The following is a 15,551-nucleotide window of genomic DNA, read 5'->3' as shown; positions in this document are numbered from 1 at the left end:
CGTGGAAGTGCCGTAGGTCCCGGGCGGCGGGGCGGGCGCGGCCAGTCGGGGCCATGTCGGCTGCCCGTGCCGCCGACCGGCGGGCTGGAGGTGGTGGGTTGGAGGCAGGTGGCCAGCGGTGGGCGCGAGGCCCGATGGGTGAGACCCGGTGCCCCTACACCGGCAGCCACTCCAGGATGTCGATGTTCGCACGATCCGCTAGCCACAGCTCGGCCCGCCTGATCCGGTTGCCCATGATGAGCAGCGAGCCGCGCACCGTGTGCGGCACGTTCCTGAACAACGTGTAGGTGTCTCCGCCGGCGTCGACCCCGATACGGTCCTGGCCCAGCAGGTGCAGGCGCATGACCGGGCGGGTCGGGTCGGTGGTCAGCGCCTGCCACGCCTCAGCCGGTATCCCCTGCGGCAGGAGGCCGGCCATGTCACTGGCGTACTCGGCGGGCTCCTGACCCACCGGAGCGATGACGATGTCGAGGTGATGGTCCCCGGAGAGCACGGGCAGCCGGTCCGTCTGATCGGTGTCCACGCACAGGCGGGTCCACCCCATGGCGCCCCGGGCATGCTCCTGCTCCGAGACGCCGATCCAGTGCAGTGAGCCGGTAGCCGATCCGTGGTCGGTGACGGCGCGCACGTCACGCTTGATGACCCGGTAGGAGGCGTTGCGCATGAGATTGGGGAGGCGGCGGCCGTGGACGTGGATGAGCTCGGCGACATCAAGGTCGGGCGCGCCGGTGGCGCCAGTGGTCTCGGCTGCGAATCCGCGGCTCTTGAGCTGCTTGCGCTCGCGGCCTCCCAGTCGAAGGCCGGTGCGCAGGAAGTCGGCGCCCATGAGGAGGCTCCTGGCGCTGCGCGTGTGAGGACGGGCGGCGAAGGCGGTGGCGAGGGTCCGGGCGAAGGCGGTGCCCGTGATCTGTGGCCCGGCGTCGACGTCGATCGGGGCTCCGTCATCCTTCGCCGGCCGGGACAGGCCGGGCAGGCCTGGAAGCCGGTCGACGCCGAGGTGCTGGGAGGTCTGGGCGGCCGCGCCGGCCGCGGCCTGGGACACCGTGTCCGCGGCCTTGGCGGCGCCGGAAGCGGCCTGTCCGGCGAGGCCGCGGGCCCGGGCGGCCAGGTCGTCGCGTGAGGGGATGGAGGGCAGCTTCACGGCAGTCCTTCGATAGGAGCGAAGCGGGGTGCGCCGACCCCGATGCGGTCGACCACCCCGAGTCTAGGAAGCGGGCGATGCGAAAGGGATGGGTAGTCTGGCCCGGGCGTCGGCGCCACTGCGCTGCCACCCGGGCCGCCACTCCGCCCGCCGGGAACGCGGCCGAACCCCAGCGTCCAGCAGGAACGAGGAACCCATGACCGTCAGCCGTATCGCCACGACCAACGCCCCCGCCGCCGTCGGCCCCTACTCCCAGGGCGTCTCCACCGGTCAGGGGGCCGGCTCGCTCGTCTTCGTCTCCGGGCAGGTGCCGCTCGACCCGGCCACCGGCGTGCTCGTCGAGGGAGACATCCAGGCCCAGGCCGAGCAGGTCCTCAAGAACGTGGGCGCCATCCTGGCCGAGGCCGGGCTCGGATACGACGACGTCGTCAAGACCACGGTCCTGCTCGCCGACATCGCCGACTTCGCCGCCGTCAACGAGGTCTACGCCCGCTACTTCACCGGCGAGACCCTCCCGGCCCGGGCCGCCTTCGGGGTGGCCGCCCTGCCGCTGGGGGCCGGCGTCGAGATCGAGGCCATCGCCGCCCGGTCCTGAGCCGGCCCGATTGAAAAACGCTTTCATATAGAGCACTCAGCCTCGCGGTCTTGTCGAGTTTTGCTGCGTAACGGATCGGCTGCGCTGAATGGCAATAATAAGGCTGGTTGTGATTACAATAAGTATAACTGCAGGCAGGCCCGGCTTGATAACGAAGAAACTGACAGAATGTGCTGTCACTATCCAAAAGCTCAGGTAGAGCTCGAAGCCCAGTAATAGGAAATGATGCAGTCTGTACTTGAACATGACGGCTATCCCACTAAATAGCGCCAGCGTCCCCAGTTTCCATAAACTTGACATAGATTGAGGGTCGATGATGACTCCAGTTTTTGGAGGTGCGACTACAGCTTCAGCGATATGCGTTGCAAGAATTGACCCCATCCCTGTGATGGCAAGAATGACTCCAAGGCATCTTTCTGCGTAACCTACTAGAATCATTCTGTTGTAATGTGCCGATATGCGCTGTCTTTGCTTCATTATATTTGTTTCCGATGGGGGCTTCAAGGGGCCTGACCTGCTAAGCGCAATTTCAATCAACCTGCAAGGAATGCTGACTATTGTCACAGCTAAAGACAGATATATAATTGTAAAAGCCCATGACATATACCCATTAATAAATGTGTATATTATGAACAGGGTGGCGCTAAGCGCCGAAATAATGAAGCTCGTGAGGTGCCATCGGCGTTGTGAAAGCGCATTAAGCTGAGTATTGAGCGTATTGATGTCATCTCGCTCTCTATCGAGTTCACTTTTTGTTAATATCTGTGCATCTCCGAGCGCTTCGATAGCGATCTGAAGCGGAAGTATGCTCGTCTTAAAATAGCTGATGTGATCCAAGATCACATTGGATGCCCCTGATGTGTCCTGCTGTCTTACTTGTAGCGGTAGTGGAGCGAGGCTCAGACGACCGACTAGGTCGTGGCTTGTTGTCACTTCTGTCCAATTTGAGACGCATTTTAGGGGAGGAATTCTATCAAATAAGAAAGGGCTGTTGGAGCTTCGATTTGCGATGATCCAAAAAATGCCAAGAAGGATCGTCGCCAAAGGCAGCGGTATAGTGTCTTGCAGCAAATAAAACACTTGAGACAAGAATGTGTGACTCTGCTGACGTAAAGGTTCGGACAAGTAGTTAATCTCGGCAGAGGATAATGGTAACCCCAGTATCGCTCGAGATATGAAGTATAGGTGAATTCCTGTAAACCTAAGATTCTCCCCGAAATCGGCATGATTTAGAAGGGCTAGAAATGAGCCGATTGCTAAGAATGCATACAATGAAGTCGCCCACCACAAGGAAAGGGTCCACCTATTGTTGAGTCGATCAAGAAATGTGATCGGTCGTAAACCTGAGCCAACTCCGAAAAGGCGCCATTTTGGCCTCTTTTTTGTCGACAAATCCTTGAGTGCATGGTAGGCTAGAAAACCGCCCTGTGAGTGCGCTATCAGTGTTGGACGTTTCGTCAGTCTGTAGGTCCTTCTTATGGCGTCCTTCACCGTGTCGAGCATATACTCTCCATGAGAGGGCATAATAGCTGCGGGGACGTGCGCAAAATAGTTCGCTTTCTTGTGAAGGGAAACTAAGCAACTCATCGCAATAAGAATGAGCATTATCACAGCCACACGCAGTCCTGTCGAGGAGTTTAGTAGGAACTGAAACAACAGTAATGGGGCTGTAGAAACAAGTAATGATACGCCAAAAAGTAAAAACAGACGAAAAAGAACTCGAAGCATGACGCCACTCAGTTTCAGGTATGCCTTCACGCTAAAATAGTTATGAAGTTCAAACTCTCTGCGAATAACTTGAATGTCGTCTTTGTCTGGAATGAGCAAAACTATTGGCGAAGAAATTCTTACTGCAAGCCACTTCGTAAACTCCCAGAACGTTATTCTTGGGAATGAATTGGCCCATATGCATTCGTCAAGATATGTTGTCTTGCTGTGATTCATTTTGCGGGCTGTGATAATAATTGGCGATGATGGGGTTTCTTGTTCTACTTCTGTCTGCCAGTCATACTTTTCTGCCACGTGTATTATGTGCTTGGCTACAGGGTTCGCCATGTTCTTCAGAACATCCCCTTCTTTCTGGTTACCAATGCCGTGAACGAAAAGAAGGGCGGCGTCGTATTTTCGGTCGCTGCGGATTTTGGGGTTGGCCTCACCGGGGCTTGGTGTATCGGTGGGTTTACTATTTTCCTTGGTTGAATCTTCCTGGTTGCGGCGACTTGCCTTGCTTCTGGTCATATGCCTCTCCTTTGAGGTGAAGTGATTTTTGCTCGTGAACGAGTGTATCGCATCATACTGAAGGAAATAAGTTGTGAATTTAGTGGAGTCTTGAATAATTCTGTATTTCAAGTATTTTAGTGTGCTTGAATATGGTGGCCTATGTATTGCCGTAGATTTTTGGGGGCGGCCGCCCTGCCTCTGGGACGCCGCCCCCACCGGCACGGGGTGTCTGACCCTGCCGGTGGGGCGACCCGTTCACTAGGCTCTTTCCCGGTTCCACGTCCACGGGGTGTCCTCTCGTCGAGGGCGCCCCGTGTTGCTCTCCCCATGGCAGACGGCGTAACCGCGGGTAAGGATGAGGCACGGCCGGCGGCCGCAGAGTCACCAGCCGGCCAGGACCCACGTCGAGGTTTCATGAGAGGAAGACGATGCCGCCCACGCGCCTTCCCCTCGTCATCCGCCTCGGAGGGATCCGCTCGCTGCTGTCCTTCTGCGCCATCATGACGGCGGGCCTGGCGGCCGCGCTCTCACCGGTGGCCGTAGCGGTGTGGGAGCCCTCGCTCGCCGCCCTCACGCTCCTGCCGGCCCTGCTGGGCGCCATCGGTGTCGGCTACTACCTGTGGCGCGGTTTGTCCGCACGGCGCATGTTCGAGCAGGCGCTGCGGCACTACGGGAGGGTCACCTACGACTACGAGGCCACTGAGCTCCATGCCCGCCTCATCCCTGAAGGCGAGACCCGCGGCGCCCGTGTCATGGCCCACTACCGCTGGTTCCGCGACGAGTACGAGAGCCTGACCCGGACGTTGCAGGACCTCGGCAGCCCTCGGGGCTCCCAGTGGTTCGAACCGGGAGTGTTCCAGCGGGTCTCCGAGATCAAGCGGCGCTCGTCCGCACTGGACTCGACCGACGACATCATCGCCAGCAACGCCGCGTTCCTGAGCCTGTCCTCCAACTGGGAGAGGCTCTGGCACGAGGAGCAGCAACCGGTTCTTCATGAGCTCAACCTGCTCCTGAGCCAGTGCCAGTGGATCGACTCCTACGCGTTCACTCCCCGCGGCACGGTGGAGGTGCGCGAGCTGGTGCGGGCACACCACCAGCGCCTCAGCGAGATGACCGCGGAGCTGTCGGCCGGCTTGCTGCAGCCCTCGGCGGCGCTTGACGAGCTTGCCTGGATGGCGGCCGATGCTCGCCGGGCGGGGCACGGCCTGTCGCTCAGTGCGGCCGGTGCGGAGCCTGCTCTCAGCAGCTCTCTCGGTTCTCTCGACGGCGAAGCCTCCGCCCGCCCGGGTCCTCACGCTCTGCTGGACGTCGTCGGCCCCGGAAGGAACGCCGGCTACTGGAACCCGGTCGGCCCTGGTGCCGGGGGGAGAGCCGTCGTGCCTGTTGGCCACGCGGGCCCGCGACGGCTCCTGAATGCCGGTACCGGATATCTCGGGGACGGGACCTTCCCGGGATGCTGATGTCGGCACACCTCACACGCCAGGCTCACGTCAGAGGAAGGAAGTTCTGATGAGGCACATGAAACGGTCCGGCATCGTCGGGCTCGGTGGAATCTGGTCGGTGACGGCCTTCGTCGCCAATGTGGTGGTGAGCCTGGCCCTCATCGCCGTGCTGCCGATCATGGTCATCTGGCCCTTCGGGGAGAGCCATCACCCCAGCGTGGAGGTCCACGATGAGGCCGGGGTGCTCCAGAGCGAGCCACTGGCCAAGGAGATTCGGGCGATGGGCTTCCGTCAGGACGTCCACGTCGCCGTGCTCACAGTCCCGGGCTGGGACGTCGACAACCTCAACGACGCTGTGCTGGAGTACGCCCGCTCGCACCAGGGCGACACTGATGTCCCGTGGATCTCGACGTCGAATCCCAACTACTGGAGCGACGGCCTGGTGATCCTGGCGGTCGCCCCGGAGGCGCGCAAGGTCGGCTGCTACTTCGGTGAGGACGTCGCGGTCCCCCTGGAGCAGCAGGCCGCCATCCAGAACGCCGCCAAGAACCAGTACCGCCGGGCCGACTGGTACGGGGGCACCGTCTCCATGGCGGCCAAGACCGCCGACGTCATCGGTCGGCCCGGAGGCGGTGATGTGGGCACGACCTACGTCCTGCCCGGAATCTCGGCGCTTGTGGGCCTCGTCTGGCTCTCGTGGTACCTGTGGCGCGGTTTCGCGGCGCGACGCCGGGCGCGCGAGGCGCTGCGCCACTACTCGCAGGTCACTCACGACTACGAGACCACCGAGCTCCTGGCCGGGACGATTCCCGAGGATGAGCCGCATGGCGCCCAGGTCATGGCCCGTTACCGGTGGTTCCGTGAGGAGTATGAGAAGGTCACCCGCTCCTGGCAGGACTTCGGCAACCCCTACCGCACCCAGTGGTTCGGCATGTCGGTGCTGAGACGGGCCACCGAGCTGGAAAAGCGTTCCGAGCTCCTGGACTCCCTCGACGACGTCATCGCCAACACTGCCACCTTCCTGAGCCTGTCGCCCGGCTGGGACCGCGTCTGGAGCAACGAGCAGGGGCCGGTCCTGGAGGACCTGCAGTCGTTGCGGAGACTGTGCCACCAGGTCGACAGCTCCGACGCCGCCGAGAACGGTTCGATCGCTGAGCGCGCCAAGCAGGAGCGGGACTGGGTCCGCTCCCGTAAGCAGCGCTTGGACGACATGACCGCCGGGCTGGAGGACGGTTCGCTCCAGCCCTCGGCTGCGCTGGACGAGCTCGACGAGATCGCCAGTGAGACGAAGACGAAGGCCTCCCGGCTCGCCCGCGAGGCCATTGACGCCGACACCTCCAGCTACGCCGACGAGCGCCGTCGTCGCTACGACGACTCGGTCTCGTCCACGGATGCCGCCTACGCCGGCTACTGGTACCTGGGCGGGGGACACGGCAGCTACAACCCGCACTCGACGATCCGCCTCAACCCCTCGTCTCCGGCCATCTCTGCCGTGGGCTCGTCCGGTTCGTCCAGCTCGGGCGTCGGCGCGGGCGGGTCCTTCAGCTCCTTCACCCCGGTCTCCGACCTGGTGGTGGGATACAGCTCGGCCTCCTCCTACACGCCGTCGAGCAGCTCCGGCTCCGGGTCCAGCTTCTCGGGAAGCAGCTTCTCCGGCGGCTACAGCGGTGGTGGCGGCTTCTCCGGGTCCGGCTCCTCCTCGAGCTTCTGAGCCGGTGCGGGCGGGTCCTGTCGATACTGCCTCTGCCCGCCTCTGGGGCCGCCCGGCCCCCGCTAGGATCGGCACTGAAAACGTCCAGTCAGTAGGGAAGTGGGGCTCGGATGGAGCAGCTGGGGCAGAACCCTGCCACACGCTCGGGCGGAACCCGTTCAGTGGTGGCCTTCACCGCCATCATGGTCCTGGGCCTGACCCTGGTCCTCTCGCCGCTGATCGTATGGCTCTGGCCATCGAAGCAGGAGGCGGTGGTCACCTACCGGCCCACGGTCGAGGTCCAGGACGAGGCCGGCGTGCTTGACAGCACAGCGCTGAGCGACAAGCTCAAGAATCTGGAGTTCCGCAAGCAGGTCCACCTGGCTGTCCTGACGGTGCCGGGTGAGGACGTCTCCAACCTCAACGACGCTGTGCTGGAGTATGCCCGTTCGCATGCGAGCGACACTGATGTTCCGTGGGTCTCGACGTCGAACCCCAAGTACTGGAGTGACGGCCTGGTGATCCTGGCGGTCGCCCCCGACTCGCGCAAGGTGGGCTGCTACTTCGGTGAGGACGTCAAGGTGATGAGCAGCCAGGAGGACGCCATCCAGGATGCCGCTAAATCCCAGTTCCGGGAGAAGGACTGGGACGGGGGTCTGGTCTCCATGGGGAAGAAGTCCACGAAGTACGTCGGTAAGCCTCGCAGCGCCCTGCGAGCCTTCTTCCTGCAGGTGTCCTTCCCGGTCGCCGGGTTCGGTGCCACCGGTATCGGTGTCTACCTGTGGCGAGGACTCATGGCCCGCCGTCGGGCCGGTGAGGCGCTGCGCCACTACACGCAGGTCGCCCATGACTACCGAGCCACTGAACGGCACGCCCAGCGAATCCCCACTGAGGAGCCCCACGGGGCGCAGGTCATGGCCCGCTACCGCTGGTTCCGCGACGAGTACGAGAACCTGGCCCGGTCCTGGCAGGACTTCGGCAGCCCCCGAGGCACCCAGTGGTTCGGTCTTTCCATGCTCCGCAGGGCGACCGACTTGCGAAGACGTTCGGCCGCGCTCGACACGCTCGACGACGTCGTCGCCAACACCGCAACCTTCCTCAACCAGGACCGTGGCTGGGAGCAGGCCTGGTACAACGAGCAGGGGCCGGCCCTGGAGGACCTCCAGGCGCTCCTCACCCTGTGCCACAAGATCGACTCCTCCGGCAGGCTGCCGGTCAATACGATGGGTACGCGGGAGAAGGTTCGCTGGTTTCATGAGCGCCTCTACCACATGACTTTGGATCTCTCGGCGGGCAGGCTCCAGCCGTCTCAGGCCCTCGACGAGCTCGACCGGATCGCCGACGCCACCCATAGGGAGGCCGACGGCCTGGCTCGCTACGCCATCGACGTCGATACCTCGCGGTACGCCGACGAGCGCCGTCGCCGTTTCAACAGCTACCGCGGCTCCGGTCGGTACGCCGCCTACAGCGGCGCCTGGTCCCTGGGCGGTGGCTACGGCAAGTACGACCCCCATGCCACGATCCGCGTCAACTCGGCGTCGCCGGCGATCGCCGGCCTCGCTGGCTTCGACAACGTGGCCTTCCGTTCCTTCGTCCCGGTCTCGTCGCTAGTGATGGGCTACAGCGCGGCGTCAACCTTCACCCCGGGCGGCGGATCCTCGGGAGGGGGTGGCTTCTCCGGGGGTGGCGGTGGCTTCTCCGGGGCGGGCTCCTCATCGAGCTTCTGAGCCGGGCCGTGCTCGTTCGCCGGTTCTCGACGAGGAACTACATGCATGTGGATGAGATTGGACAATTGATGCTGCTAACCTCGATCCGCTGAGAACGGGGACGGTACAGCCTTCGAGGTTGGCTCGGTTATTAACAAGGAATGTCACATGAAGCAATCTGCGATCATCCGCCTTGGAGGTCTTCGAGCGGTCGCAATGTTCGTGATGAATATTGCCGGAGCGTTGATCGCGATCCTGCTTCTGCCGGCGGTGCTCCTGTACCCCTCCACATCTGGGCATCGCCCCGATGTGGTCGTTCGTGATGAGGCCGGCATCTATCACGAGCAGACTCTTCGCCGCGGCCTGGAGGAGCAGCACTACGATCGTGAGGTTCGTATCGTGGTGCTCTCGATTCCCGGAGCCGGTATCGGCAACCTTGATGAGGAGACCGTCAAGTACGCAGCCGACGGCGCACAAGGTTCGTCGTGGTTCAAGAGCTCCGACGTCGGTAGTCCGGTGAATGGAACGATCCTCTTCGTGGTGGCGCCTGAGTCTCATTGGGTGCGTTGCTACGCGGCGAAGGACTTGCGGCTGTCTGCCGACAAGCGGGAGGCGATCGAGAACGCGGCGGGAAGCCACTACGCTCAGGACGATTGGGATGGCGGAGCCGTGGCGATGGGGCAGCAGCTGGCGACATACATCGGTTCAGGCAGTGGGAACAGCACGATGATGTGGGTGGTCGGTGCGGCCCTCGCCTTCATGGCGGGAAGCGGATGGCTCGCCTTCTACATATGGCGGGGCGTCACCGCCCGGCGCCTTGGCAGGGCTGCTCACAAGAAGATGATGCAGGTCGTCTACGACTATGATCTCACCGAGCTCAAGGCGGAAACTCTTCCGGCGCAGTCCTCTCAGAGTCGTGACGTCGGTTCGGACTACAGGAGATTCCTCGCGGAGTATGACGTCGTCAGTAGGGCGTGGAAGGACTTCGGGGAGCCGCGGGGTGCTCAATGGTTCGGTCGCGGTGTTCGTGCTCAGACCGCTCGTCTCGCCGAGAGGACGGCCAGTTTGGTCGAGCTCGACGCCGCTGTGAACGCCGGCGCCGCGACTCGGGCGGACACGATCCAGAATCCTGGGGGTACTGCTCTGTGAAGAAGCCGCCAACAGTCTCTGAGCTCGGTGGGTTACGAGCGATCCTCGGGTATCTAGGCAATCTCCTCATTGGTGTCGCACTTGTGGTCGCGCCATTCATCATCAACGGCGGACAATCACCCTTCTATCCCACGAAGCAGTTTCATCCGACAGTGGAGATCCATGACGAGGCCGGAATTCTCCACTGGGACCACGTCAAGTCGCAGCTTGAGAAGCTCACCTTCCGGCAGCCGACCCATGTGGTGGTCGTGAACCTCCCGAATTCCAAAGTCGAAAGCCTCCAAGACGAGGTGCGGAACTATGCTCGCACTCATCCCACGGATGTCCCATGGATCTCGTGGGAGGACTCGGGGCGCTGGGCCGATAACGTGATGATCGTCGCCCAAGCGCCACATACTGACTATGATGATGTGCTGGCAGGGCAGGGGATGAAATTCTTTTACGGGCCGAAGCTTGATATCGACTCGGACGGCCAAAGTGAGGTGTGGTACTCGATTCAAAAGTATCTGACCCAGAGTGACCGTGACGAGGATGCGCTCGTGGTCACTGCCGTGAGAACTGCCTCCTCCTATATCGGCTGGCACCTGGGTTTTACCAGGATGTTCAGGGTCACCGCACTGTTCTTGATCTTCATGGCTGCTGCCAACCTCTGGTTTCGATACTATCTGACGAGAGGAAGAATGGCGCGCTCGGGCATTGAGGAGGCTCGGCAGGCCTACGAGCGGCTCGTTGGCCGGCGTGCCGATATGGGTGCGTTCATGTCGCTCATTCCTGTTGACGAGCCGTACGGGGTTCAGGTTCTTGCCAGGTATATGGTGCTTCAGAAGCACTATCGTCGACTTGAGCGATCATGGAGTGCGTTGGGGACTCCTGTAGGACTTCAGTGGTACGGACTGAGAGTGGGGAATAAAGCAGCCTATGTCAAAGCCTACTCAATGCAATTGGATGCCGTTCAGCAGGCGGTCATCAACTGTGCCCGACTGTTGTCTCTGACCGAGTTCTGGCGGGACGCGTGGCAGAACGAGTGCGATGCGGTGTTCGCAGATATGCAGGCAGTCAAGCGGTTCGGCGCATCAGGCGGGCGCGCGTATGACTCAAAGTTCACGAGTGCGATGCAGCAGGTGGCCTCCCTGCGTTCGATGGTCGACGGCCTTGAAGGCAGGCTATCTCAAAGGCAGATGAGGCCTGTGGAGGGGCTCGATGTTCTGGGTCGCGTCGCCTCGGAACTGAGGCAGATCGCGGAATGCTTTGTCGATGGGGTGTTTGCCGGAATGTCGAGGGGTGAGAGGAGGAGGTGTCGTCGCCGGTACAAGAAGTACATGAATTCGTGGAGCAGCAGCTCGCGCTCGAAGATCTCCATGATGCTGGGTGGTGCTCAAATCGGGCGTGGCGGGCAAAAGGCTCCTGGCGGCGAGGGGCTGAAGTCCGCTGAGCGGTGGGGAGAAGTGCCGCGAATGTCAAGCACAGTGCGCATGCTCACGAGGTCGCCTGCGGTTGACGAGGTCGCGGTAACGAGTGAGGGGGTGGGCGCACTATCCGTCAGTGCACCAGTGATGGATGTGTATAACGCCTACCGGTACGCTTTGTTGTACAGGGATCCCTGGTGGAAACGTGAACCCAGCAAGAAGCGGAAGTGGGCAATACGATGGTCTTAGGGAGAACTGTTCCGGAGCGTCAGCGGCGCAACACCTCTGATGTCGTCAAATTTGTTGCGAATATTGCCGTATGTGCGCTGATGATCTTTGCGCTTCCCATCGCGATTCTCGGTCCGTTTCGGCAAGGCCATGCCCCCACCGTCAATGTTCGCGACGAAGCCGGCATCTTCGATTCCCAGGCTCTTCAGCGTGATCTGCAGAGTCTGAGATTCCGGCAAGACATTCGTTTCGAGGTCGTGTCGCTGACGGGCTGGGGTATCAACAACCTGGATGCGGCTACCGCGAACTACGCCGAGAACATCTTCGACTACCGGCAGGACTTCCGATCCTCGGGCGGAGGTCGCTGGAAAGAAGGAGTGGTTGTCATCGCGGTGGCCCCTCATGCGCACCAGATGGCCTTCTACCCCGGCGCAGACGTGTCACCGGAGCGATCCGAGCAGGTCGCCATCCAGGACGCGGCGGCCTCTCGTTTCGCCGCTCAGGACTGGAACGGCGGTGTCGTGGCGATGGGACGTCAAGCCGAGACCTACCTGGGTCCCTACGGCATGACAGTCTCGGGCATCGGCGTTATCGGTGCAGGGCTGCTGTGCGCGGGAGGCGTGGTCAGGCTCGTCATCTACTGTCGGCGAGGGCTCAATGCCCGTCGTCGAGCACGAGCAGCCACCCGTTCCTACGCACAGGTGACCTACGACTACGACTCAACCGCCCTGCGAGTGGGAACGCTGGAGCCCGGTTCACCGGAGTCACGTCAGCTCACACAGCGCTACCAGCGCTTCGAGGCCGAGTATGACGACGTCGCACGCGCCTGGAACAGATTCGGTGAACCTCGAGGCATCGACTGGTTCAGCAAGAGCGTTCAACACGAGGCCCTGGAGCTCGAGCGGCGCTCCGCAGCCCTTGATGACGGCGACGATGTCATCGTGGACACCGTGTCCATGCTGACGATGTCCCCGACCTGGGAGCAGGTCTGGGGCAAGCTGCAGGAACCGGTTCTTGAGCGCCTGAGATCAGTCACCCGGATGGTGCGATCCGCAAGCCGCCGCCGGTCCGGGCTCCAGGTCGAGGCTGTCCAGAACTGGGTCGGCCACCAGAATCGGAGGCTGGGAGAGCTGACCAACAGCCTGGATCAAGGCGAGATTTCTCCGGCTGCCGCGCTGGCTGAGCTGGATCGGATCTCTCGCCTCGTGGCCGCCGTGGAAACGGCGGTGGCACGACGTCGTGATGCGGTCGCCAATGCCGCTGCCGCGACGTCGACGGCAACCGCGGTGCGGGTGTAGGCGGACCGTCACGCGGTGGGCATGTAGCCGACGATCTCGGTCCCGTGGATGCCGATCATCAGGTGCGAGTCGGTGAGATTGGCCTGAATATGCGCCAACCTCCCCGGAGGGGCGATGACCTGCGACGTGCGGGTGTCGATGACGAGGGACGTTTCATCGTTTGTCGACTGGCTCCACTGGCGGCCGAATGCGAACGGGGCCGCCAGGATGTGCCGGTCATCGGTGAGATGCCAGCCGAGCTGCAGCGTGCCTCGTCCCGGAGTCCGGTCGAGGGCCTTCTCGAGGGGCAGCGTCACGGGGGTGCCGTTGAAGGTGCAGGCGCTGGTGGACGTGCACTCGACGGTGTACGCGGCCCAGGAGAGGTCGCCCGATTCGTAGGCTCGCTGGAACTGCTCCACGGTGGGGGTTCCCGACTCCGACAGGAGCAGCGCTGCATTGCTCCCGGAGAGGGGGAATGTCCCCCTCGGCTCTCCTTGAAGGGAGTAGGCCTCAGCGGTCTCGGAGTCCCGCGGGATGTGGATCCACCCGTCCTGCGCGGGGATGTATGTCGATTCCCTCCCCAGTTCCTCGCCCGCCCAGTCGTTGCGAACACTCCCGTCAGCGAGGTTCATGAGACCAGTCCTTGCCGCTTGGCTGTTGTCAGCCGAGGCAGTCGACACCAGGATGCTTCCAGTGGCGTCATCTCCAGCGATTCCTGACGGCTGAGGGTTGGTTTGGGTGTCGTACCTGCGCTCCCAGCGCCGAGTGGGGCGCCCGCCGCTCCAGTCCCAGGCGCTGCACCGGTTGGTGTTCCAGTAGGAGTCGCAGGTGATGATGAGATGAGGGGAGATGATGTACGGCCAGTTGTCTGAGGACCACGGGGCTGTTTCTGTGCGCCCGGTGGCCGGATCGAGAATCTCGTGGTTCAGAACCAAGTGTCCGCCCCACCAAGGGGATCCCCATAGGTTGATACTCTTGTTCGTCAGCTCCCACAGTTTCTTTGGGCCTGCCTTGTCAAGGAGGTAACCGCGCAGGGCGTCCTTCTCTTCGCGGGATTCCACAACAAGGTAGTTCCCGCATCGGTGGATCACGGGGGAGCTCAGAGTCGCGGATGGGTCGGTTCCGCTGTCGAAGCGCCAGGCCTCACTCCACTGGGTTCCCGGTGCGGGGCTCGTGTCGGTGGAGGTGTCGCATGACGTCGTCTCATTCGCCTCGGCCGAGGCCTGCCAGGTCGAGTACGCCGGCGCCTCCGGCTGAGTGAGTGAGGACGCCATGACCGGTCGCTGCTGAGCCCACGCCTGTGCGAGCGTGAGGAACACGGTGATGACGACGAACACCAGCGCAGTCTTGAACAGGCGGCTGCTCCAGGCCATTCGAGCAACACGGATCCCCAGGTGCCGAAGGCCCACCGCACTGAATCGCATGGGACTAGCATTCCCCACTCCATGCGGCGGCGGGACTGTTCTCCCTGTGACGTCGGGGGAAACCACTGGGGAGAACTGCCGTGAGGCGCGTCATGGGGCGGCGACGGGCCGTCGTCGACCCCGGTGGGGCGCCACGTGGCCGGTAGGCTGACGGGCATGTCGAAGAAGAAGCGCCACGGGCGCCGTCCGGCCGCCGCGTCGGCCAAGCCCCGCAAGCAGAGCATCGAGTTCGTCGCCCGTCCCTTCGCCGGTCTGCCGGCCGAGGAGGACCTCGTGGCGATGGCTCAGATCATCCCGGCCGCCACGGCCACCGTGCGCCTGACCAAGGAGTACGGGGGCAAGCAGGTTCAGCTCGTCACGCTCCTTCCCGAGTTCGTCCAGGGGCTCAAGCGCTCCGACGGCGAGGTCCTCGTGGCTATGCAGACCTCCATGCACTCCGGGGACGCCTCCCGCGACGTCGCCGCCGCCGTCCTGGCCACCCTCGAGCTGCCCGAGGGTCAGGCCCTGCGTACCGACGGCCTGCCCGAGCCCGGCCCGCGCCTCCAGGACATTCTTGATACCACTGAGCCGCCGGTGGTCTCTGTGCGCGAGACCTTCGACTTCTGGATCGACCCGCAGGCCGCCGGCGAGAACGAGCAGGCCCGCCAGGTCATCGAGGAGGCCATCGAGCGCGCCAAGGAGGAGATCGCCCCGACCCGGCCTGTTCCCGGCGTCGAGCACGCCTACTGGTGCCGACTGGGCGCCAAGGAGTTCGTGCGCTGGGCGCGCGGGGAGGACGAGGACGAGTTCTTCAACGCCTTCGCCCGCATCTACGCCGCACGAGAGTCCGACCTGGAGGAGGGGGCGCGCTTCGTCGGCGCCTTCCGGGCCAACGGCCTGGCCATCCCGGTGTGGGAGCTCGTCCCCGGCACGGAGGCCGAGGAGCTCACCAAGCCGCTGCAGGCCATGGGCAAGCGCCTGGAGGCCGCACTGGCCGACACCAGCCCCCTGAGCCCCGAGGTCCGCCGTGCCAAGGCCGGCATCATCTCCCGCCAGGTCAACCTCTGACTCTTTCTCTCGTCGAGCCGGGCATTCTTTGCGTAGCCCCCGGAGTTTCTGTGGGGCACCGCGAAGAATGCCCGGCTCGGTGCTGGCTGGGGCGGGCGAGTCCTTCTTCTGGCCTGACCGGCCCCTCGCTGACGGGGACATTCCACGCCTGTGGGGACACCCTCTTCTGGCCGGGGACATCCTGCGCGTTGGGGTACGGGATTACTGTCCCCGACGGCGTCGAATG

At 63.0% G+C, this 15,551-nt stretch carries 11 protein-coding genes; 8 read left to right on the top strand and 3 right to left on the bottom strand.

The features are described 5' to 3' along the window. Window positions 1-154 precede the first annotated feature (154 nt). Window positions 155-1,141 carry a hypothetical protein gene (locus tag FK267_RS00920; protein ID WP_141405858.1) on the bottom strand — a complete coding sequence of 329 codons (987 nt, stop codon included), beginning with the start codon at window positions 1,139-1,141 and terminating at the stop codon, window positions 155-157. Between the two features lie 196 nt (window positions 1,142-1,337). On the opposite strand from FK267_RS00920, the gene FK267_RS00915 reads away from it, so the two are divergent. Next, on the top strand, window positions 1,338-1,736 hold the full coding sequence (locus FK267_RS00915; RefSeq protein ID WP_141405857.1) for a RidA family protein: 399 nt from the start codon (window positions 1,338-1,340) through the stop codon (window positions 1,734-1,736). Between the two features lie 36 nt (window positions 1,737-1,772). On the opposite strand, the gene FK267_RS00910 is transcribed toward FK267_RS00915, so the two are convergent. Beyond that, window positions 1,773-3,974, bottom strand: coding sequence for a hypothetical protein (locus FK267_RS00910; protein WP_141405856.1), 2,202 nt, complete (start codon window positions 3,972-3,974; stop codon window positions 1,773-1,775). 410 nt (window positions 3,975-4,384) lie between these two features. Between FK267_RS00910 and FK267_RS00905 the strand changes: the two genes are divergently transcribed. The 6 genes from FK267_RS00905 (at window position 4,385) to FK267_RS00880 (ending at window position 12,875) form a co-directional block, all read left to right on the top strand. After that, window positions 4,385-5,416 carry a DUF5129 domain-containing protein gene (locus FK267_RS00905; RefSeq protein WP_141405855.1) on the top strand — a complete coding sequence of 344 codons (1,032 nt, stop codon included), beginning with the start codon at window positions 4,385-4,387 and terminating at the stop codon, window positions 5,414-5,416. Between the two features lie 49 nt (window positions 5,417-5,465). Then, on the top strand, window positions 5,466-7,109 hold the full coding sequence (locus FK267_RS00900) for a DUF5129 domain-containing protein (RefSeq protein ID WP_170198563.1): 1,644 nt from the start codon (window positions 5,466-5,468) through the stop codon (window positions 7,107-7,109). Between the two features lie 110 nt (window positions 7,110-7,219). Continuing rightward, window positions 7,220-8,815, top strand: coding sequence for a DUF5129 domain-containing protein (locus tag FK267_RS00895; RefSeq protein WP_141405854.1), 1,596 nt, complete (start codon window positions 7,220-7,222; stop codon window positions 8,813-8,815). A gap of 147 nt (window positions 8,816-8,962) precedes the next feature. Next, window positions 8,963-9,943, top strand: coding sequence for a DUF5129 domain-containing protein (locus FK267_RS00890; protein ID WP_141405853.1), 981 nt, complete (start codon window positions 8,963-8,965; stop codon window positions 9,941-9,943). Further along, a complete protein-coding gene (locus FK267_RS00885; protein ID WP_141405852.1) occupies window positions 9,940-11,598 on the top strand; it encodes a DUF5129 domain-containing protein in 1,659 nt (552 codons plus the stop codon). Before FK267_RS00890 ends, FK267_RS00885 begins: the two co-directional genes overlap by 4 nt. Beyond that, window positions 11,589-12,875 (top strand): DUF5129 domain-containing protein, encoded by a 1,287-nt coding sequence (locus FK267_RS00880; RefSeq protein ID WP_249039332.1) that lies wholly within the window; start codon window positions 11,589-11,591, stop codon window positions 12,873-12,875. The genes FK267_RS00885 and FK267_RS00880 overlap by 10 nt, the downstream gene beginning before the upstream one ends. A gap of 8 nt (window positions 12,876-12,883) precedes the next feature. On the opposite strand, the gene FK267_RS00875 is transcribed toward FK267_RS00880, so the two are convergent. After that, on the bottom strand, window positions 12,884-14,278 hold the full coding sequence (locus tag FK267_RS00875) for a serine/arginine repetitive matrix protein 1 (protein WP_141405850.1): 1,395 nt from the start codon (window positions 14,276-14,278) through the stop codon (window positions 12,884-12,886). A gap of 156 nt (window positions 14,279-14,434) precedes the next feature. Between FK267_RS00875 and FK267_RS00870 the strand changes: the two genes are divergently transcribed. Next, a complete protein-coding gene (locus FK267_RS00870) occupies window positions 14,435-15,325 on the top strand; it encodes a DUF5926 family protein (protein WP_141405849.1) in 891 nt (296 codons plus the stop codon). The last annotated feature ends 226 nt before the right edge of the window (window positions 15,326-15,551 follow it).

Origin of the sequence: Actinomyces oris (assembly GCF_006546825.1) — a bacterium.
Taxonomy (GTDB): domain Bacteria; phylum Actinomycetota; class Actinomycetes; order Actinomycetales; family Actinomycetaceae; genus Actinomyces; species Actinomyces oris.
This window is presented reverse-complemented; position numbering and strand designations above follow the sequence as displayed.